The 19,212-nt window shown below is 39.7% G+C and carries 35 protein-coding genes; 18 read left to right on the forward strand and 17 right to left on the reverse strand.

Features of this window, described 5'->3' with window-relative positions:
• Nucleotides 1-53: 53 nt before the first annotated feature.
• Nucleotides 54-461 carry a hypothetical protein gene (locus KJ593_07315; GenBank protein ID MBU2541696.1) on the forward strand — a complete coding sequence of 136 codons (408 nt, stop codon included), beginning with the start codon at nt 54-56 and terminating at the stop codon, nt 459-461.
• Here the strand turns inward: KJ593_07315 and KJ593_07320 are convergent.
• The 9 genes from KJ593_07320 to KJ593_07360 all read right to left on the reverse strand — a co-directional run bounded on the left by KJ593_07320 (nt 458) and on the right by KJ593_07360 (nt 6,192).
• A complete protein-coding gene (locus tag KJ593_07320; GenBank protein ID MBU2541697.1) occupies nt 458-2,140 on the reverse strand; it encodes an SEC-C domain-containing protein in 1,683 nt (560 codons plus the stop codon). The genes KJ593_07315 and KJ593_07320 overlap by 4 nt on opposite strands.
• Nucleotides 2,141-2,885: 745 nt before the next feature.
• Entirely contained in the window at nt 2,886-3,086 is a 201-nt protein-coding gene (locus tag KJ593_07325) for a hypothetical protein (GenBank protein ID MBU2541698.1), read from the reverse strand.
• Complete coding sequence (locus tag KJ593_07330) at nt 3,070-3,237, reverse strand: hypothetical protein (GenBank protein MBU2541699.1); 168 nt, start codon at nt 3,235-3,237, stop codon at nt 3,070-3,072. Before KJ593_07330 ends, KJ593_07325 begins: the two co-directional genes overlap by 17 nt.
• Nucleotides 3,200-3,358 (reverse strand): hypothetical protein, encoded by a 159-nt coding sequence (locus KJ593_07335; GenBank protein MBU2541700.1) that lies wholly within the window; start codon nt 3,356-3,358, stop codon nt 3,200-3,202. The genes KJ593_07330 and KJ593_07335 overlap by 38 nt, the downstream gene beginning before the upstream one ends.
• A 20-nt stretch (nt 3,359-3,378) precedes the next feature.
• Entirely contained in the window at nt 3,379-3,837 is a 459-nt protein-coding gene (locus tag KJ593_07340) for a hypothetical protein (protein ID MBU2541701.1), read from the reverse strand.
• Between the two features lie 30 nt (nt 3,838-3,867).
• Nucleotides 3,868-5,025, reverse strand: a complete 1,158-nt coding sequence (locus KJ593_07345) for a hypothetical protein (protein ID MBU2541702.1) — start codon at nt 5,023-5,025, stop codon at nt 3,868-3,870.
• Between the two features lie 163 nt (nt 5,026-5,188).
• Nucleotides 5,189-5,452: a hypothetical protein gene (locus tag KJ593_07350; protein MBU2541703.1), complete on the reverse strand. Its 264-nt coding sequence runs from the start codon at nt 5,450-5,452 to the stop codon at nt 5,189-5,191.
• Nucleotides 5,453-5,509: 57 nt separating this feature from the next.
• Nucleotides 5,510-5,743 (reverse strand): winged helix-turn-helix transcriptional regulator, encoded by a 234-nt coding sequence (locus KJ593_07355; GenBank protein ID MBU2541704.1) that lies wholly within the window; start codon nt 5,741-5,743, stop codon nt 5,510-5,512.
• 113 nt (nt 5,744-5,856) lie between these two features.
• A complete protein-coding gene (locus KJ593_07360) occupies nt 5,857-6,192 on the reverse strand; it encodes a DUF2958 domain-containing protein (protein MBU2541705.1) in 336 nt (111 codons plus the stop codon).
• A gap of 121 nt (nt 6,193-6,313) precedes the next feature.
• Here KJ593_07360 and KJ593_07365 point away from each other — a divergent pair, with 121 nt between their 5' ends.
• A complete protein-coding gene (locus tag KJ593_07365) occupies nt 6,314-6,799 on the forward strand; it encodes a hypothetical protein (GenBank protein ID MBU2541706.1) in 486 nt (161 codons plus the stop codon).
• Nucleotides 6,800-6,853: 54 nt separating this feature from the next.
• On the opposite strand, the gene KJ593_07370 is transcribed toward KJ593_07365, so the two are convergent.
• Together KJ593_07370 and KJ593_07375 are read right to left on the reverse strand one after the other, a co-directional pair.
• Nucleotides 6,854-7,189, reverse strand: a complete 336-nt coding sequence (locus KJ593_07370) for a hypothetical protein (protein ID MBU2541707.1) — start codon at nt 7,187-7,189, stop codon at nt 6,854-6,856.
• A gap of 66 nt (nt 7,190-7,255) precedes the next feature.
• A complete protein-coding gene (locus tag KJ593_07375; GenBank protein ID MBU2541708.1) occupies nt 7,256-7,546 on the reverse strand; it encodes a hypothetical protein in 291 nt (96 codons plus the stop codon).
• 129 nt (nt 7,547-7,675) lie between these two features.
• Between KJ593_07375 and KJ593_07380 the strand changes: the two genes are divergently transcribed.
• On the forward strand, nt 7,676-9,100 hold the full coding sequence (locus KJ593_07380; protein ID MBU2541709.1) for a type IV secretion system DNA-binding domain-containing protein: 1,425 nt from the start codon (nt 7,676-7,678) through the stop codon (nt 9,098-9,100).
• Nucleotides 9,082-9,447 carry a hypothetical protein gene (locus KJ593_07385; protein ID MBU2541710.1) on the forward strand — a complete coding sequence of 122 codons (366 nt, stop codon included), beginning with the start codon at nt 9,082-9,084 and terminating at the stop codon, nt 9,445-9,447. The genes KJ593_07380 and KJ593_07385 overlap by 19 nt, the downstream gene beginning before the upstream one ends.
• 136 nt (nt 9,448-9,583) lie before the next feature.
• Here the strand turns inward: KJ593_07385 and KJ593_07390 are convergent, their stop codons facing one another.
• Nucleotides 9,584-9,724 carry a hypothetical protein gene (locus tag KJ593_07390; protein ID MBU2541711.1) on the reverse strand — a complete coding sequence of 47 codons (141 nt, stop codon included), beginning with the start codon at nt 9,722-9,724 and terminating at the stop codon, nt 9,584-9,586.
• Between the two features lie 287 nt (nt 9,725-10,011).
• Between KJ593_07390 and KJ593_07395 the strand changes: the two genes are divergently transcribed.
• The 7 genes from KJ593_07395 to KJ593_07425 all read left to right on the forward strand — a co-directional run bounded on the left by KJ593_07395 (nt 10,012) and on the right by KJ593_07425 (nt 12,283).
• Nucleotides 10,012-10,260 carry a hypothetical protein gene (locus tag KJ593_07395; GenBank protein ID MBU2541712.1) on the forward strand — a complete coding sequence of 83 codons (249 nt, stop codon included), beginning with the start codon at nt 10,012-10,014 and terminating at the stop codon, nt 10,258-10,260.
• An 18-nt stretch (nt 10,261-10,278) separates the two neighbouring features.
• Nucleotides 10,279-10,623 (forward strand): DUF2958 domain-containing protein, encoded by a 345-nt coding sequence (locus KJ593_07400; protein ID MBU2541713.1) that lies wholly within the window; start codon nt 10,279-10,281, stop codon nt 10,621-10,623.
• A 10-nt stretch (nt 10,624-10,633) separates the two neighbouring features.
• Nucleotides 10,634-10,858: a hypothetical protein gene (locus KJ593_07405; protein ID MBU2541714.1), complete on the forward strand. Its 225-nt coding sequence runs from the start codon at nt 10,634-10,636 to the stop codon at nt 10,856-10,858.
• Nucleotides 10,859-10,863: 5 nt separating this feature from the next.
• On the forward strand, nt 10,864-11,112 hold the full coding sequence (locus KJ593_07410; GenBank protein MBU2541715.1) for a SpoVG family protein: 249 nt from the start codon (nt 10,864-10,866) through the stop codon (nt 11,110-11,112).
• Between the two features lie 253 nt (nt 11,113-11,365).
• Entirely contained in the window at nt 11,366-11,551 is a 186-nt protein-coding gene (locus tag KJ593_07415) for a DUF2683 family protein (protein ID MBU2541716.1), read from the forward strand.
• Nucleotides 11,552-11,561: 10 nt separating this feature from the next.
• On the forward strand, nt 11,562-12,089 hold the full coding sequence (locus KJ593_07420) for a LemA family protein (protein ID MBU2541717.1): 528 nt from the start codon (nt 11,562-11,564) through the stop codon (nt 12,087-12,089).
• Between the two features lie 2 nt (nt 12,090-12,091).
• Nucleotides 12,092-12,283: a hypothetical protein gene (locus KJ593_07425; GenBank protein MBU2541718.1), complete on the forward strand. Its 192-nt coding sequence runs from the start codon at nt 12,092-12,094 to the stop codon at nt 12,281-12,283.
• 30 nt (nt 12,284-12,313) lie between these two features.
• Here KJ593_07425 and KJ593_07430 read toward each other — a convergent pair whose 3' ends face one another.
• Both KJ593_07430 and KJ593_07435 read right to left on the reverse strand, forming a co-directional pair.
• On the reverse strand, nt 12,314-12,607 hold the full coding sequence (locus KJ593_07430) for a hypothetical protein (GenBank protein MBU2541719.1): 294 nt from the start codon (nt 12,605-12,607) through the stop codon (nt 12,314-12,316).
• A gap of 26 nt (nt 12,608-12,633) precedes the next feature.
• Nucleotides 12,634-13,212, reverse strand: coding sequence for a hypothetical protein (locus KJ593_07435; GenBank protein ID MBU2541720.1), 579 nt, complete (start codon nt 13,210-13,212; stop codon nt 12,634-12,636).
• A gap of 176 nt (nt 13,213-13,388) precedes the next feature.
• Here KJ593_07435 and KJ593_07440 point away from each other — a divergent pair, with 176 nt between their 5' ends.
• The 6 genes from KJ593_07440 (at nt 13,389) to KJ593_07465 (ending at nt 16,836) form a co-directional block, all read left to right on the forward strand.
• Nucleotides 13,389-13,589, forward strand: a complete 201-nt coding sequence (locus KJ593_07440) for a hypothetical protein (protein ID MBU2541721.1) — start codon at nt 13,389-13,391, stop codon at nt 13,587-13,589.
• 41 nt (nt 13,590-13,630) lie between these two features.
• Nucleotides 13,631-13,831: a hypothetical protein gene (locus KJ593_07445; protein MBU2541722.1), complete on the forward strand. Its 201-nt coding sequence runs from the start codon at nt 13,631-13,633 to the stop codon at nt 13,829-13,831.
• A gap of 2 nt (nt 13,832-13,833) precedes the next feature.
• Entirely contained in the window at nt 13,834-14,022 is a 189-nt protein-coding gene (locus KJ593_07450; protein ID MBU2541723.1) for a hypothetical protein, read from the forward strand.
• Nucleotides 14,023-14,097: 75 nt separating this feature from the next.
• The gene (locus tag KJ593_07455) at nt 14,098-14,703 is read left to right on the forward strand and encodes a hypothetical protein (GenBank protein ID MBU2541724.1); all 606 of its coding nucleotides are present in this window, start codon (nt 14,098-14,100) and stop codon (nt 14,701-14,703) included.
• Nucleotides 14,704-14,794: 91 nt separating this feature from the next.
• Nucleotides 14,795-15,232, forward strand: a complete 438-nt coding sequence (locus KJ593_07460) for a hypothetical protein (GenBank protein MBU2541725.1) — start codon at nt 14,795-14,797, stop codon at nt 15,230-15,232.
• A gap of 176 nt (nt 15,233-15,408) precedes the next feature.
• Nucleotides 15,409-16,836: a site-specific integrase gene (locus tag KJ593_07465; protein ID MBU2541726.1), complete on the forward strand. Its 1,428-nt coding sequence runs from the start codon at nt 15,409-15,411 to the stop codon at nt 16,834-16,836.
• Nucleotides 16,837-16,869: 33 nt separating this feature from the next.
• Here KJ593_07465 and KJ593_07470 read toward each other — a convergent pair whose 3' ends face one another.
• Together KJ593_07470 and KJ593_07475 are read right to left on the reverse strand one after the other, a co-directional pair.
• Nucleotides 16,870-17,043 (reverse strand): hypothetical protein, encoded by a 174-nt coding sequence (locus tag KJ593_07470; protein MBU2541727.1) that lies wholly within the window; start codon nt 17,041-17,043, stop codon nt 16,870-16,872.
• A 52-nt stretch (nt 17,044-17,095) separates the two neighbouring features.
• On the reverse strand, nt 17,096-17,242 hold the full coding sequence (locus tag KJ593_07475) for a hypothetical protein (GenBank protein MBU2541728.1): 147 nt from the start codon (nt 17,240-17,242) through the stop codon (nt 17,096-17,098).
• 168 nt (nt 17,243-17,410) lie between these two features.
• Between KJ593_07475 and KJ593_07480 the strand changes: the two genes are divergently transcribed.
• A complete protein-coding gene (locus KJ593_07480) occupies nt 17,411-17,683 on the forward strand; it encodes a hypothetical protein (protein MBU2541729.1) in 273 nt (90 codons plus the stop codon).
• Nucleotide 17,684: 1 nt separating this feature from the next.
• Here KJ593_07480 and KJ593_07485 read toward each other — a convergent pair whose 3' ends face one another.
• Complete coding sequence (locus KJ593_07485; protein MBU2541730.1) at nt 17,685-19,211, reverse strand: DndE family protein; 1,527 nt, start codon at nt 19,209-19,211, stop codon at nt 17,685-17,687.
• Between the last annotated feature and the right edge of the window lies 1 nt (nt 19,212).

Raw genomic sequence — 19,212 nt, forward strand, 5'->3', positions numbered from 1 at the left:
ACTCCACGCTTAGAGTCAGTTAAAACGGAGCCCCATTAAAAGTGGGGCTCCGTTTGAAGTGGCTCCCCGAGCGAGACTCGAAGCGAACAATAAGGCGTGTCGTAACTGATGAATTGCCATACCATTACAGATGGCACAATAAAACAAAAACTCTATTTCGGGGCAAAAAGCCGGATTTTATTCCAAGAGGCAAGATTGTTTCAAAGAAAGAACTGCGGCATTACAAGTATTTGCAGGAGTATAAAAACCCGATTAAGAAGGCGATGGGATTTCAGCGGATCATGCAGGAAGAAAACCTGAACCAAGGACAACTGGCAAAAAAAATGGGAATATCACGAGTAAGAATAACTCAAGTATTAAACCTGCTCAAGCTACCACAAGAACAACAGACTTACGTTTTGGAATATGGTAAAAAAGAACAAATAACCGAAAGAATGTTAAGAGAATCTCCGAACCATTAATTATTCGTTGGCTTCATATTCATCGCCAATAGTACAGATTTTAAATAATTATTTCTTCCGTAACATAACAATAGTCTATTTACTGTATTAACGCTAAATCCCTGATCAGGAATATTAAATCTGATTTTCCCCAAAAATCTATAACTCTGTTGAGCACTATCAATATTTTGTTTATCCATCCATTGCCAATCTTTTTGAGCTTGATTATATGAAGAATCCAACTCCGACAATAATGTGGATATAATCTGATTTGCTTTTGTTTGATCCGTTTCATTCCCCACAGAAAGAAATATTTTATGTAAAACTTGCCTTAAATCCCTCAATTTTCCAGCTTTTCTCATTTCTAAACAAATAAAAGAATTAGCCTCAAATGTAAATTCATAAGCACTCATCTTTTTCGATAAATTTTCCCACAAGCATTGCCCCTTATTAGAAACTTTCAATATTTCTTCCCATCGGAACTGATTATCAGTATATAAAATTGCCCCTGTTAATTGAGCAAGAAAGAAACCCAACTCAAAATTTGGCGTTAAATGAGATATAAGTATCTGCCCTGCTCCCTTTTTCCCAACAGACGGCTGCAATAAGGCAAGAGGATCTGCCTTGCGCTGCTGTTTCATATATTCTAATACTTTTTCTGTATCGTCTTCAGACAAATCAGGCAAAGCTTTTGTAATATTATGCCTCAAGCTTTCCTCCGGCAACCCACTCATCATCCTTTTTATATCATCCATACAAAGATCCTTCATTGGTGCCATTTGATCATCGCTCAACTTAAGTCCTTTAAGGCGAGATTGAGCCATTTCCCATATTTGCTTTTGAAGTTGAAGATTCAAAGAACAAGGATCAGGAATCAAATTAATGATTCCTTTTTCAATAAAAGGCATTAACTGCATAAATAACAATGCGTTTTTAAGTGTCTCTTGTTTATATTGAGCAGGTGATTCAACAGGATTATATTCTGGTTTTATGTATGTGGGATTCATAAATGGGTTCATAACCAATATTTCATCAAAATAAAGCGAATAACTAATAACATTTTGAAGAATTGTTCTCGGGTCAATCAGGCCAGCATAAAGAACCCTTGATACTCTTTTATCAGGCATTGGTAATAACTCAATTATATTTGTCCCTTTAGGCCATAAACATTCAAATGCCTTATGAATATCTGCAACCTGCTTATCACTTAATTCGGCACGAATATCTTCCCATGTTTTTCCCCGTGATAATCCCAAAATATTCATCAACATGTTAAAAAACATTAAATTCCGTTCTCTAATACTCCGCACATTAGTTATTGGCATCTCACCTGATTTCTTATCCCTACAGCATTTTTTGTATTTTTTCCCACTACCACAAATGCATTCATCATTAGCCCCGACTTTCTCCTTTCTTTCTGGCTTTTTTAGATATGACAAATCACCTACAGTGCGACCATATGCATCTTGATAATGAGTTCTACCATCTTCATAACCAACATATATTTCCCCTCCAAAATGATGCAACTCATTCTTAGGTGGCATTAACACTCGCCCCAACTCCGACCACTCACATCTAATTTCTTTCTCAGGAAATAACCATTCTTTTTGGGCTGCGGCTACATATCTTCGTGCACGACACTTTAAAATCAAATTTATTTTATTTACATCATTAGCCTCTATTTTACGCGAGCGTATCATTGCATCAATACGCGAAATCGTCGAATCAAAATGTCTCGCATTCGTCCTGTTCGAAAGTAAGTCTTGGCTATCCGAATCTTTTGCATATTCTAAATTTGTTAAAATAAGACAATGATTTAAGTCTAGAGGAAATATAGTCTGAGAACCCTTAAAAGAAATTAAAGGATCATCGGGGTACTTACAATGAGTAGAATCAGGCGGGCAAGCAGCATTATATATTGTCACAGGGTGATCAGTAATAATAAATTTTACATCTGAGTCTTCAGCAGACACAATTTCACGGGTTGCTTCAACCCACATCGTACAGTGCATTTGTCTTATATGCTGCATTTCAAGCAACAATTGAATCTTATTTATACCAGGATACTTTGTTTGAAGCCAATTCAATCCCTTTGGTGTTCGAATCTTTTGGGCATCTAAATATCCAAAGAACTCCTGGAAGGTTTTATGCATCGAAAGAAAATCGTTACTAATAAATGCCCGAATCGCAGCAAAACCAAATGTATCAATTTCACCAAAAAGATACTTTTCAATCTCATCATTAATTAAACCAAAAAAGAATGTCGTGTATAAATCCTTTTCACAAAAACACTGTGACGGCGACCACCAGTGATAACTGTTAAAGACAACTTCTTTGCCATTAGGAAGAATCTTTTTATCTGGATGTAAATTTAGATAACAAAGCTTACTCCCCTTTGATAATAAAAATCTCTTTTGATACCATTCTGGTACATAATGATTTTTTCTAGTTACAGATTTTTGCATTACTTTCTAATATCTCCTGACAATGCCGCATCCAAATTCTTGCACAGATATCAATAATTTCTTCCCTTCTCTCTTCTTGTGATAAATGAGAACTAGGATTCATTGGATTAGGGTTATCTGGATCAGCAGGTATAAATGTAAGCTTTATGTTGTCCCAATCAATTTTATTTCTTCCCGCCACCTTTCACCTCCCTTGTTTTTTCCTTTTTTAATATTGGCTCCAAAAGTTCGTCAGCATAAGGAAGTAACAAGTCGACCTCTTTGGGAAGAACGATGTCAGAAATATCACCTAAATTATCCGTTATAATCAATTCCTTCTTTTTCTTCAGCACAAGAAACCTCCTCAAACCCTTTTTCTTCATTTATTTCCTTATTATTGTAAAGATACACCGCTTTAGCTAACAAAGCACCAATCCGGTCAATACGTTCACTCATTGATAAATGCTCATACATAATTCTACTCCTGGATATAATTACTTTTGAACCTTGTCAATTATCTTGTGCCACGCTTCAAGACAATCATTAACTTGAGATGATTTAATATTTAGTCCTTTCCAGCCATCCGGATATCTAATGCAAAGTTCCTCATCAATCTTAATTTCTTTATATCGCTTTTTTTCCTCAGAGACAAGTTTCTTCCAATCCTCAACGCCAATCACATAAAAATCTGGTCGATCTTTAAATTTTTTCTTCTCAAAATCAATAAGTACCAAGAGATCGTTCTCCCTAAAGACGCCACTCACTCCTGGCCATTCGCGACCTTGTTTCGCCTTAACCTGAATTCTTAACATTTTATAATCCGTTTCAACAAGAATATCTGTCCGCTTATGATGTCCCATAGTCAACTGTGCATAAATCCCTCGTTTACATAATTCACTCGCGACAGAATATTCACCACTCAAGCCAAGAAACTCTTTGGATAATTTCTTCATATCAATTCTTCTCCTTAAACATTCCCCATACTATCTCTTCGTTGAATATTTCTTGTTTTTCCTCAACCAACCCATAGCTCTATACACATCTTTAATCCCAAGGAACCATTCTGCTAATAATTGTGTAGCTGACTCATCTTTCTCATCAGGAAAAGATTCATCCCATTTCTTTGCACAATCTCTAGCATTATCTCCAATACACCCCATATTGAATAATTCTCTTTTCACACATTCTAAGAATACTAAATCAGCAACAATATGATAGTTAATCCATTTCTTGTCAGACACGTGATAACGTTGCAGCTTTGGCTCTATATGCTCGCCATGTACAATGCTATTTCGTAAATTATAGAAATCCCAAGCCCACCAGTAAAGTTTACTGCACCTGTGTTTCTTCCCCTTATTATCTGTTCTTGTTAGTTTAATAAATTCAGAACATTTTACCTGCTCATCAAGTTTCTCGGCTATCCAGCCTTTCTTATTAGGCACATTAGGAACCTGTAATAGAATTTCAAATGCCGTTGCCATCATAACAATTTTAGACAAAAAAGACACATCTTCATTTTGCACATGAGATAATCGAAACCATTCGAGACTTCTAAAAATTCGCTCTCTCACTTCAACCGAGACATTATTTTCAAACATTTTATTAAAACCGCTCATAAGTTCTTCGTTGGGCGATTTAAAGAATCCGCCAGTACTCCACGGTTTAGGAAAAGTAACTTCTCCCATTTCCCAACCACCACTAAGCAAATTTCCTGCACGAACAGCAATATGATTATTGCCAGGAATAAAATTTTGAGTTATTAATTGAAATACTTCCGAACTTGATGGTCCCATACTTCGATTATTAGCGCATACAGCATTCTTTACTGTTGGAGCAATGGCACAAAAAGTAAGCATATTTACCGCATCCCTTAAATCGGAGTATTCTTTCTTGCTTAAACATCTGAAATTATTCTTCTTATAGGAACAGACTACAATCGTATCTACAGCTTTACCTTGATGATCTACATAAGAACTAAAATACCTTGTTAGATGTTTCAACAAAGATTGGTTCTTAATCTTCGTATCAGCGTTTGTAAAAGACCAGAATAAGACAGGGCCAATTTGCAACTCATCCTTAAAATCCGCCCATGGCATAAATGATACTTGATGATATTTTTGTTTCTTTATTTTTGTACCCATTTTTTCAACACTTATTTATTATTCCGATCCAATCTGTTGGTTGGCTATTGCTTCAGCAACACTAAGCATCAAATTGTACAGAGAATCCGACATCATAAAATATGTTCCTCCAGAAGGTTATTATACCAAAACGAGGGGGTAAAAACACCAAAGAAGTCCTGAGTCAAACGTCATCATCAAGCTCACAGATAATTGCCTCAACTTTCTCCTCGGAAATTTCTATTTGGTAGTCGGGATGTTCTTCAGTTTTTTGCTGTTCTTCTTCCATGCGCTGCTTCTCATCAGTAAAATCTCTGTATTCCTCGTAATCCCTCACTCTCCGCACGCTTTTAATAGCCGCTGGGCTATTCATCCTTCGCCTTACGGCATTCAAAGCACTGTTGATGTCTTTTGTACTCATTCTTCTCAGGTTTGGTATTTGACTCATGCATATCACCTCAATTGTTTTTTTTCTCGTACGAAAGAAAGAGAAAAAAACAATCCCTCAGGAAGCCTTTAACCCCGGCTTAAAGTCATACATCCGCGTCTGGCTAATCTCACACTGCATTCTTTCCTCATCACAATAAAGCGACTTAGGCACTATGGTGAATTTGAACGCTTCCCTTACTCTGGGCAAGTTATCGTACACCGTAGACACCGGAATTCCTGTGCGCTTTGATATCTCTGTGAGAGTCATGCGGCTGTCTTCAAGAAGAAGAGGCACGATCTTCTTCATCATATGCATGCGCTCGCTAATAAACACCAGAGAGTGCGTGAATTGCCGTTCCTTCCTCACAAACTCAATCTCGCCCCTCAGGTACCCAACAGACCTTGCAATTCTTTCTTTGCGATTCATACTCTCACCTTTTTCATAGCCATCATAATTTTCTCGACGCCTTTTGCCTTTGTGGGCTCAAAATACAAATCCCTATCTACTTCAATACCGTTTGCGCTAAGCTTGCAAAGCTCCCTGAAGCTTATGTAGCCCCACTCAGCCATCTGGTAATCGTTGTTCAGAATAGCAAAGCCGAAAAGCAGCTCCTTTTCAGCATCGTACTCCGCGACATACCAGTCGCAGCCGCCCATGAAGAAATGCATGTGAATAACCTTTTCTTCCGCAGCTACGTCTTCTGTCTCATAGAATTTCGGTATTTTCTCAAGTTCCTTATCTGATGGTTCATTCCACATCTGGCACCGCCTCCGGGATAATTTGTTTCCCGAAGGAAAAGAAACAAATTAGCACCAAACCCAACAGATTCTTTTCAGTGCAAAACTTAAAAGCAACCTTGTCCCCACTAATCAATAGAAAATGCAGAACGGATACGCATACCCAATCATCAGCCCCGAATACTTTAGCAAAAGCCATGACCGATACCTCACTATCACAAGCCAAAAATACGCGCCCCCACCGCCAATCCCCGCCGCACCTTCAAGCTCATCAGGCATTGAAGACATCCTCGAACAAGACTCACAAGCCCTCCTCGACCAAGTTGTAACCACAGCGTTCTCAATTGTTTACCGCCTCAGAATTTACAATGATATAAACACCAAGCTGGATTACAGCTGGGCAAAGACCAAGAGCCAGCTCTTTCAGCTCTATGACTGGATTCCCGGCACTAACATGAACGTAGAAAGGCGTAGAAGTATGCTGCAAAAAGAGCTTAACGGCATAGACAAACAAAAACTCGAAGAAAAAATAAACTGCTGGAAAGACCTCACACAACCAACCAACTACTTTGTCAACCTGTTCCACAAACACAAAGAACTAAAGCAAGATAAAAAGATGATGGAATAGATTTCTATATGCAGTTTTTCATATATATGTGATTAGCTAAAATTTCGGGCATCACTACAGGACTAATATCCCTGCCCTGATCAGAAACGACCCAAATAGGATTGCAGCAATCCAGAATAAGACCTTGCTTACCTCAGGATACCCAGTGAAATACAATTCATGCCAAGTAATCCTCTCAGTGCCTTTTTCAGTAATGTTTTCTTTTGTATGCGTTTGTGCGTTAAAAGACATTCCAAAAAACATACAAAAGGCACTGGCTCCAAATAAGAAAATCAGAAAATTGTCTATTTGGGTCGCAAACAAGGAGAAAACGATGATAACTAATGAGCACATTATTCCAAGCCGGTCAGGGCTTAATATACTCTTGAGTTCTCTAATAATCCCTTCCATACGACAGGGAGAGAGAATACAACTATTTAAATATTGGGCTGTCAGAAAACTCTTCCAGTGCTCGCCTCAAAATCTGCCCTTAACCAATTTCTTAACCAGCACTGTAATCAGAACGGTAAAAATTCCAGAAACCTCGCTTGCAATAATACCCTTTATTATTGGGTCCAATGCATTAGCTAACCGTTCTGGGATTGATGGAAAATCAAACAATAAGCTAGCCATATAAACAACAAAAGGAACCAAAACTGCGAATTTAGCAATAAATACCAAATCCTTATTTAGATTCTTTGCTTGAACACCGCCAATGCCTGCCACAATAAAAATATCCAGTATAATTAATATTGAGTCTATTTCCATATGTCTGTAGATGTCAGCTCCCTATTTAATAATTATGTTTATGGGCAGATTTTGAACTCTTGCGCTCCTCCTTCTTCAGTATCTTTTCAGTGTAAACCATTTATACCCTTCTGCTACTACTTTGATTTAATGACAGATACAACTCTCACAGACGAGCTTCTTCTCAAGCTTGAGCCGGAATGGGGCAGCAAAAAAATAGAAAGCCTCAAGCTAATATACGCGCTTGGTGACGAAGACCGAAAAACCAGAATAGAAAAAATCCTGAACATTTCATCCAGAAAACTCCTGAATGACAACCTCCTCAACACCAACGTTCTGCTGCCGCCGGTAACAAAAGAAGAATGCGAAGGAAAAAAAGAAGTCTTTGCCGGAACAGTCTGCTACGGCAAAAATGGCGAGGACAAGCATAGGGAGCTATATCCCTTGTATCTCAATTTCGAAGACGTAAAAAACCACACACTCATAACAGGCCTCTCAGGCACAGGAAAAACCACGCTCGGCTACAACCTCCTAATAGAACTCTCACAAAAAGGCAAACGCTGCATCGTATTTGATTGGGACAGAACATGGCGAAACCTACTCTCACTCGACAAAAAAGAGTATCCATTCACTGAGAAAATAAAGGTCTACACGATAGGGCGAAGCGACATTATGCCGTTTAGCTGGAACATGTTCTTCAACCCGCCACCAAACGTGAAATTCTCAAACTGGCTCGGCATATCATCCAGCAAACCACTCCAAAAAAGCCTGTATTCCGGGCAAGGTGTAAGCGACTATCTCGAAAACGAAGCAGAACAGCTCATGGACGCATACCAAAACGGCGTACTCAAAATGCTCCCAAACATCGAAGATATGAAAATCCGCATACAGGCAAAATACGCCCAAGCACGACAGCTCCTCTGGAAACAAAGCACAGAAAGAATCCTAAAAGAACTCACACGAGAAAGCATGAAAGAAGTATTCGGCTCACGACAGCCCATAGACATATCAAAAGAAATCCTTGAAAGAGACGGCATAACAATCATAGAAATGGACATAGAAACACCCGAACACCTAAGAGTCCTGTTCCAGGAACTGGTCCTCAACTACTTCATGCTTTACTACCTGCACAAAGGCGAAGCAGAAAAAGAAGAACTCCGCACAGTAGTATTTCTCGAAGAATTCCCAAACATGCTACCCAAATCTAAAATTGAAACGCAAACCGGAGGAGAAATCATCAAAATGCTCTTCAAAGAAGCCAGAAAATTCGGGCTGGGAATCGTAGCCATAGCACAAGAAAGCTCAGAACTCCCAAACTATGTTACAGCAAACTGCAAAATCCAGGCACACTTCGCCTGCCAAACCAAGCGAGACATAGAAGCCACAGCGGGAAGTCTTTTTCTAAAGAAACATGAGATTCCTTATATGGATCTCATCTGGCAGGGTGAAGCAATAATGAAAGTCAAAGGCAGAGTCAAAAACTGCCTCGTAAAAATCCCACTCGCTCCAATTAAAGAAAAAATCACTGACGAACAGCTCAAAGAGATGAAAGAAAAATGGCAGCCCCAAAGCTAAAGATAGTGTTCTACGAAAACGAAAATGTGCAGAGCTACTTCTACCTTGAGAAAACCGAATCGCTCCGAGTAATTAAAATCCTAAAAATCCTTCCCCAGCTTACAGAATGGACACCCGTATCTACAATATCGAAAAAGATAAGCGCCAAATTGCCTGCAACCTTATGGACAATACAGAAGCTCGCAGGAGCACAACGCATAGAAATCAACACAGGCAAAGAAACCCAAACCATAGCAGAACGCCCCATAATCCTCGTCCAGAAAAAACAATACAACACCCTCAACAACATCCTCAAAACAAAATACCTAAGAGCAACGGTATACGTCAAAGCACATATTCGAAAATAAGGGGCACACATAAATACTTTAGTATTTATATATCGAAAATGTGAAGCTCTCATCCTGATTGTTGCTTTTTTTTGTTAGCCTGCGGTTCTCCTGCCAGGGAGAAAAAACGCCTTTGAGGCGTAGCCGAGAAGTGGTTTTAGCATGGCAAGCCTTTGCGAGCAAGGCGAGCAATGGTAACAAAAAAACGATCCTTGCCACCCCATCCCTGCCAGTGCCTTTTCAGTGCAAGCATTAAATACCTGCCAGATATTACCTGCCAGTAATTAACCAAATTCATACACGCTGACGAAAAGCACAAATTCTGAGAAGCCAAGCGAAAAGGCATCTCACAGCGAACAGAAATCTTGAAGAGGGAGCACGCTCCTGTTTTTACGCGAAGGTTTTAACAGGAGAACCCCTAAAAAAATGCTCCCTCCTCTTTTTTGAAAGGAGGTGATTGTTATGCAGTTTTGTCCTGATTGCGGAGGCCAGCTGATTCACGAGGAAGGCTGCGTGCTGTGCCCGTGCTGCGGCTGGAACGCATGCCAATGTGCACTGTGCATTGGCTAACAAGAAAGGAGGTATATGTTGAGAAGTATTACGCATGAAGAAGCAAAGAAATTCAGGGACCTGATAAGTGGCCAGTTTAGCAATTTTGTTTTGCTCGCAACAGAGCTGGACGGAATTGAAACCTGCGTTATCGCTTCCCTGGACGGCACCCAAGGAGACTACGTTACAACGCCCCTGGCTGTGCTAGTCAACAAGCCAATCTTCAGGAAACTCAAAAACCCGGGAGCCACGCTAACCCACAACCAAAACCTGATACTCGAATAAAAAAAGGAGAAAAAAGCCATGTGGAACAAACCAACAAGCAAAGACCTCGAGCAAATCCCCGCCTTTTACTCAACGGAAAGCACACCGCTAAAAGACAAAATCATACACGCCCACTTCTTCATAGGCGGATGCGACTGGTACGCAACAGAATACGATCCAAAGGATGAACTCTTCTTCGGGTTTGCCATACTCAACAACGACCTCGAAATGGCAGAGTGGGGATACTTCAGCCTCAAAGAGTTAAGCGATTTGAAAGTGTCTTTTCTTGAAGTTGACAGAGACCTCCACTGGAACCCAACAAAAGCACAGAACATAGAAAAGATTGCGGAAGCACAGGGATGGCAAACAGTAAGCACCACATAAGGAGGGCTGCATGAGAAGTCTAATCGAAAAAAATCTGGAACGCACATCAATCCAGACAAGCCTGCCAGCAATGCTCAAAACACTCAGGTACTTCTGCCTGAGCATGACATCAATCCTGCTATCCCTCATCTTCCCAATAGCAGAACTTCAATTCCTTGTGCTTGCCATAATCACAGGAGCCAAGTGGATAACAGACAGCAAACACAATGGAATAATCATTATCGAAAGGGGGTGAAAAAAATGATACAGGTTGCAAGGTTATGCAGGTTCGATAGCGACTCATCATTAAAGGCATTCGTTGACGTGTCTATCAACGGACAGGTGCTTGTGAAAGGCATACGAGTTGTTATGGGAAAAAAGGGCTTGTTTACTTCAATGCCAAGAGAAAAGTCCAAAGACGGCAAATGGTACGAAACCGTCATGCTCCTGAACGAAGAAATAAAACAGGAATTGCAAGAAGCAGTTCTTGAAGCTTTTAATACTGAGTAACAGGATAAAAGTTGCTGGCTTGCTCAAAACCAGCCCCTATGAAGGTGAAAAACCTATCTAACTTATTTCGCAAAAGGAATAAGGACAACAGCGGGGAAAAGCCAAAACCAACACTACCACCACTACCACCACCGAAAAAGCTCCTGGGCACGAGCCATAAACTGCCCGCTTCCTTTGACTGAAAAAGAAAGGGGGCAAGAAAAGCGAAAGCTTTAAATAATCTAAAGTAATACTATGTTGCATGGTGTTATAAATGGTAAAGATTTTAGTTGAATTATCCGCCGAGGAAGATAAAATCGTCGAAGTGTACAAAATAGTGAACAAGCTGAAGACAAAACAAGACGCAATTAAGGACATGGTAAGATACTTTGAAGTCAACATAACACCAAAAAAGCTTAATAAGAACGAAGAATACTATAAAAAAGCCCTAAAATTTTGAGGTGGAACAAATGATTAGCACTACTTGGACAATAGTCAGCGTTGTTGCAATAATTGTCTTAGGCTATATTTGGCATACATACAACAAACTTGTGAACCTACGAATACTCGTAGAAAGACAAGCAAGCCACTTAGAAGCACATTTAAAAAAGAAATTCGACCTAATACCTGCGCTAACAGAAGTAGTGAAAGGCTACTCTAACCACGAAAAAGGAATACTGACCGAAGTAACAAAGCTCAGATCACAATGGGGTACAGCAAGCAATACTACTGACAAGATGAAAACAGCAAATATGCTAGAATCAGCATTATCCAAATTACTCATTGTTCACGAAAGATATCCGAACATAAAAGCAGACAGAAGCTTCAACAACATCCAAAAGAACATCCACTACGTCGAAAGAGAATTACTCCACGAAAGAAAAGTATTCAACAAAAGAGTTAGCTACTTCAAACAAAAGGTAGAACAGTTTCCCTCAAATATCATAGCAAAGATGTTCAGGTTTAAAGAAAAAGAATTTTTTTCAATGGAAGAATGAAAATGAATGGCAAAAAAATTAAGAAAGCAGTATCCCTATCTCTAGGGCTATTAGTCGCGTTCTTTGCGCATAAATGGTTTGAGCAAGCTTATACTCAGCCTACTGATTGGGGAAAATGGGTAATGATAGCAGTCACGTTGATTATTTTGATGGTAATTGTCTATTTTAATGTTGACAAGGACGGTAATTTTTAATTACGGCAAGGTTTTCTTGCCCCTCTTTTTTTAGTAATGGCAGAACTGTCTTATTGTATTAAGAACATTGGAAGGTGCTTTTTCTTTCAAAACTTTGAAAGCTTCGTAAAAAGCATTGATTTGATCAGTGGATAAAGCGGCAAAGAAATCAATATTATCACAGTAAGGATTAAACCCAACTTCAAGATTCTCATAAAACCCAAAATAAGAGCTCATCTTTCCCCCGCAAACATTTTTCAATGCCTCAAAGTTTTCAGAAGAAAGATTCGTCCAAAGAAACCGGACAAAATTAGCCTCGAGTAATGATCTCTTCAAATTATCCATATTTTATGTGGGCGATTATACGTTTTTTATTCTAATCTTAAAAAAGCTGACGTCGTACCATCTTTATTGATATCCCAATACTTAGGCTGATGTAGAACCATCGCACCCTTATTGTTATCGTGGCCAAAAATTTCTTTTTCAATGGTTGAGAGACATTTTAAATTTTGTTGTGCCAACTTTCGGAATGGGATTTCTGCAATTTTTGGATTCATATGATGTATATCAGCCCGAAAACTTTCCCAAATTTTCGTTGAAGCATCAGCACAATCTTGCGAAATAATGTTTTTTATATTAAATTCATCAATTAATTCTTTGATGGTTTTTGTGATTCCATCTTCTTTGTGTCTTTCAATATTATTTCTTTCAGCGATGAATTTAATTATGCCTTCATTAATGGCATGACTCATCATGACTGCTCCAATAAAATAACCGTCTCGATAGAGATAAATGCATTCAGAGGAAACTTTGGCAAAATAATGCCCTCCAACAATCCCCTGGTGTTCAATTTCTAAATATCTTGTTATTTTTTCTTCAATTGAGCCTTTGCATTGAGATTCAATGCTTTCTTTTAATTGAATTCTTCTTAGTTTTTCGACATTATCCATTTTATTCTTTCATATTTCATAAGATTTTGGTATCTTTTCAATGATTCCCTACATTTTAATAGTTTACACCTACCAACACACCAAAACAACACTATTCTTTTCATTGCAAAACAAGTGCAAATAATAAATACTTTTCTGCAACTACTTCAGAATAGATTCAACGAAAGGGGGTAGTGATGGCTTATACGCCAGAACTAAGTTTTGAAAAAAGCTGCGTGCTGCGAAGAATTGCATGGTCATTGCACAAGCCGATGACTTATGCAATTGAATGGGCCTTTGACGAACTCGTCAAAAACCTTGACGCGCAGGCAATCTGTAAAGCCTGCAAAGACCCAACCCAATGCGGCACCTGTCCATTCAAAGCGGGGAGGCTCTAAGCCTCCCACCACTTTTCAACCAACAAGGGGGTATTAAAAAAATGGCAAAGAAAGAAGAAACCAAACAGGCAGAAAAGAAATTTGAGGGAAAACAGCCAGCTAAACAGTTCGAGGAAAAACAGCCAATACTCGAAAGAAAGATAAGCCTAAGTAACGACGGCAATTGGCTCATCATCAAGACAATCAGGACAGACATTGTTCACGTCAACTACATGAACAAAATCCTCAACAAAGGTGAATAGCAATGGACGACCTCGAAGAGCGCTGCAAAAAAGCAGTGCTCAACATAGCCAGCCACGTCAGCGACATTAAACACAACGTCAAAGACATGAACCACAAACTCAGCCACTTCCTGAGAAATTATCGTGAGGACTACTACGAAGCACTCGACGGCATAAAATACCAAAAACAACTGAAAGAATACCAAAGATAAATTCCTGACAAAAAGTTTATATAGGCGAATCACGTTAAAATATCTGATAGCCAGTTGAAAATTGAAAAAAAATACATGGTCTTAAGTTGTGTTTTCCTTATTCCAGTTTTACTTATCATATTATTTTTGTTAACTGGCTGTGCAAGAAGCGTGCAACAAACCGAGGCAAGCCAACCCGAAAGAAACTGCGACCAATATCCAAATAATGGAGACTGCGTTTGTCCTGAAGGACTTACTAAAAGAGCGTCAAGCATAGGTCTTTATTGCGAAAATATCACCTGCTTTGGTTACTTGACGCATGATGGACAGTGTGTTGATGAATGTCCTGAAGGTTATGAGCCAATTATGAGCACAGCTCCAGGCCCACCTCCGGATTGCGTTATTGAAGGCTATTTCTCTTCTGAAAGAAGAAAGCAAGAAACTGAATGTGAAAAGGATAATGACTGTGTTTGGGATGAGTACGAGATTAACTCTTGTTGCACCTGTATTCCCCAAATTGTTAATGTCAAAACGCGTGAAAGGAATATGCAGTGGCGAGAGAAAAACTGTGTTGGACCAGCGAATTATTCCGAGTGGAAATGGCGTCTCTGCCCCGACAGCCCTTACATAGAGCACAGGTGCAATTGGACAATTGAAACAGAACCGCTTATTTGTTGGGAAGGAAAAAAATGCACAGTATAGGAACAACAATCAACAACACCAAAACATAACCGTTTTTCTTAGTACCTTTTCAGTGTAAACTTCTTAAACAGCTAACCCCATAACTGATTCTGTGGCATCTGCGCAACACCTCATCAAGAAAATGTTTGAAATCCTCGAAGCACAGAAAAGAGACATAAACCAGCTCTACCTCGTCACACAGCACGCCGTAACAGACATATACAGGGCAAACTCTTACGCAGCCCAGCTGGAAGGCATCCTGCAAAAAATAAGCAGCCTCCTGGCCATCTATGAAAGCCTCAAAAATAGCGCAGCGGACATGACAGACAAAGAAGCAAAAAAGTACGCGCAGCTCCTCAACAACATAGCCACAGAAACCAAATTCCTCAAAGCAACAAGCGAAGCAATGGACGACACCATAAAAAAGGTTAAAGATTCAGGGGACATAGAGCACAGAATCAGTGGAAACATAGTGCACTTAAAGAAGCAAGTAAATAAGACGCTTAAGAAAATGGAGCAAATCATATCAACAAATCAAACTATATTCTAAACAAACCAAAGATATTTATACTTAAACAACTCTTGTTTTCACACGCAAACAACTTTTTTCAATAGCACATTGAACCTTCTCAACTATGGGCTCAGAGCTCAGCCGGAGACTGGTTTAGTGTTCTATTGGTTGTTAAACAATATTTTTATATTGTGCGTTACTGTGAGGTGATGAATATGGCTGAAGACGATATTTATGGGAACAAAAGGCATTATGAGAATTTTAAGCAAAATATTAGGTATCTTACTCTGCCACCTGATGTTTATCTTAAGGTAGTGCTGAGAGATCCAATAATCCCGTTAAGAGGTTCCAGAAGAAAATATTATTGTCTTAACAAGGCGAACCTCTCTTATTTTTACCAGATGGTTGAGTACTTGGAGGCAAAAGACATGTCTTATATCGCAAGGATGAGAATTCTTCGGGATATCCTGTTCATCTGCCACCATGTCCCTAAAAACCTTGAAGAATGCACCAGGGAAGACATAAACAAGCTAATGGCACACGCCCACCGCAGTTATAAAACACCTTCCAGCAAAAACCACTTCATCAAACACCTGAGATACATCTGGAAAATCCTATTTCCAGAAAAGGACTCGCACGGCAGAACAGAGGATACTATCACACCTTATCCCGTTAGGCACGTCTCTCCAAGCATCGATAAAAGCAGACAAAAAATACGCAAGGACAAATTCACAACACAAGAACTCCAAAACATAATCAGCTATTTCGGAAAAGACCCAAGAATGCAAGCATACCTGACACTAGCCCTAGAAAGCCTCGGCAGGCCGCAAGAACTGCTTTACCTCCGAATAGGCAACGTCGAGATGCACGACAACTATGCCAAAATCTTTCTTTCCGAACACGGCAAAGAAGGAACAGGCATACTTCAATGCATAGACAGCTACCCATACCTCCTTAAATGGCTTAACCAACATCCGCTAAAGAACAACCCCCAAGCATTCCTCTTTGTAAACACGGGAACAACCAACACACTCGAACAATTCAAGCCAACAAACATAAACAAAATGCTGGCAAAAGCCGTTAAGGACCTCCGAATAAACAAGCCAATAACATGCTATAGCCTAAAAAGAAACGGCGTAACCCTAAGAAGGCTTAGAGGAGAAAGCGACATGGAAATACAGCACGCCGCCAGATGGACAAGCACGCAAGTCCTGAAAACATACGACCAAAGCAGCCAAAACGAAGCCCTAAAGCTGCAACTCCAAAAAAGAGGCCTGATACCAGTAGCCACCGACAATAACCCTCTCACAAACAAGAAATGCGCCTTCTGCAACACCGTAGCCGGCAGCACAGACATCACCTGCCCGCAATGCAAGCGCCCACTAGACAGGAAACACGTAATCGAGGAAACAAAAAAAGACGAGCAAATACAAAACCTAAAAGAAACAGTAAGCCAATTCACCAAGCAAATATCCACCATGAAACAAGAAATACTACAAGACCTGGCAAAAGAAATACTACACAATCAGCAAGGCTACAGGCCGGACAACCGGGAAGACACGGGAAACTTTTCATCCAAGAGCTCCTCAAAAACACCCGTCAGCGACTTACCCTTAGAAACCTCGCGCTTCAAAGCCCTATAATGGCCAGACTTAACACGAAAAGCAACCCACACCTTAGCCATAAGGCACACCTCGCTCAGAAACCACATAGTTAGCTCTGGAATAAATCAGGCGAAAGAACAGCAGCCTCTTCTCGCGCGGCAAATAAGATAAGTTTGCCTTAACAAAATCATCCAAGCTACTAAAGCCTTGGCTGCGCACAATTCCTTCCAAACAATCGTTATTCATCTATCCAGAAGTAGTAACTACTTTTAATATAAGCTTTGCACTGACAACGCACTTAATCCTTCAGTGCATCTTCTATGAGCTTGACAACGTCAAGCTGGCCCCTGCCGCGCTCAGTAAGCTCGCCCTTACGTTCGAGTTCCTCACAGTCAGCCTTGACCCGCTCAACCACAGCCATAACTTTTTCTAGCTTCGACTCCATAGTAAATCACCTCGCGAGAACACCCCTTTTTTTCCAAAAGAACACAATTAATATCCTGAATAACCACCAAATATATAAGCCTTATGCCCCCAATTTATCCCGCAAGTTCTTCAGCACTGATTCAGTGTAAATCTTAATTACACGCAGTACCCCTCAAGCATAAAAAAGATGGTAGACTTAAACACATACGCCTGGGTAGTCAGAGGCAAACAACGCACAGCAACACTCAAAACAATCACACACCAAATGACACCCAGCCAAATATGCAAAAAGAGCAAGCAATACGACGAAAAAATAAGCCTCAACAACACAAGCGACACACTCCGAAGCCTCGTCAGACAAGGACTGGCAACATGCTTGAATCCGGAAGCAAAAACAGGAAGGCTATACAAGCTTACAGAAATGGGAGAAGGAATAAAAGAAGAACTAATGAAAGGATAAATCAATAGTTCTTGTAGAATGCTTCCGCGGTGAATTTCATGAATTCGTCTTTTTTATCAATACTTCTGCTTATTACTTGCCAAGGTTCCAATCTGGCTATTTCTGTTTGAAGGTCCTTAGCGGTTTTTGTGTTGCACCCGAGGATTTCTTGGACGGATGATGACGAAACTCCCTCGCATTGAAAAATAAAGGCAAATTCTAGGAGTTCTTGGAAATTAAAGAATTTTTGTTGGTAGTCGTTTGGTGATTGGCTGGCGAAGAATACGACGACCCCTTTTGATCTGCCTTCTCGGATTATTTTTTCAAGGAAGATATTTTTTTGGCCCAGATAATTATGTGCTTCATCAAATACTAGGATCGTTCTTATAGTTCGCCTATTGTTTTCGACGGGGCTATCAGGCATGGTTGTCATTTCTTTGTATAGTCTTTCTATTACTAGGTATGCCACTAATTCCTTAAGCACTGGCATTGTGTGGACGTCTATTAGTAATGTTCGGTCTGTCAGTCTTTCTATTGGTGGAATTTCTGATCCGTGGGACCAGAATAGGTCAAAGTCAGATAGGTCTCTTAACACTTCTATAAGACTGTCATCACGTTTTCCTTGTTCTTCATAGGTGATGCGGGCTATTTCGTAGACATCTCTAAAGTCTGGGTATGGTTTATCGGTGTTGGCTCTTCGGGAATAAGCTGCGCGGATTGTTTCTGTTAAAGCGCCTTTTTGGACTACTCCTAATTTAGAGTTTATGGAAGCAAAACTTTCTGCTTTTTCTCTTGCGGATACATTTATTGTTTGTTCGTCATATGCCGGCAGAATAAATGGATTTATGGGTAATGTTTGGGCTCCCTGCAGCAAACGATAAAGCTGAACCTTCGAATTGTCTAGGAACTTCTGGTTGTCTCCAACATCACCCTTATAATCAAAATAAATAAAGTTTGTTTGGAAATTTGACTGTAAACGAATATCTGTAAGAATCTTTAGAAGAAACTGAGTCTTCCCAACCCCAGGCTTCCCCATAATCGCCAAGTGAGAATTCGCATGAATATTTGTGTTGTTTAACTCTATAACAACATCAGATTTTTGCAATAGCGTCTTTCCAAGCAGAATTTCGAATCCCTTCCCAAGCATTTCCTTCCTTCCTTTAAACTCGACTTTGGAAACTAATTTCTTTATTAGCAGGTCTGCATTATTTCCGCATTCTTCGAATATTCTTTGAAGCTTGATACTGCCATTATCTATATGGTTCTTCACAATTGATTTATTTGAGTAAAAATTTTCGTCGTTTATATCTGCTCGATGATATACGGAACTTATTAATGTCTTAAGAAACACCTCATCAGCACCGATAAAGGTTGGTCGTTTAATTTCTGCACCGCTAAAATCTGTGTTTTCAGCGACTTTTACTCCATCTTCTGTCAGAGAAAGCATGAACGCTATTCTAGCTAGTATATATTTCTCTAATTTTGTTTCCAGACGTAACGCACTCAATATCTCGTCTGTATCTCTTGATGTGTATAGTCTATCGGCCATG

The sequence above is a fragment of the Candidatus Omnitrophota bacterium genome, assembly GCA_018830005.1.
Lineage (GTDB): Bacteria > Omnitrophota > Gorgyraeia > JAHJTE01 > JAHJTE01 > JAHJTE01.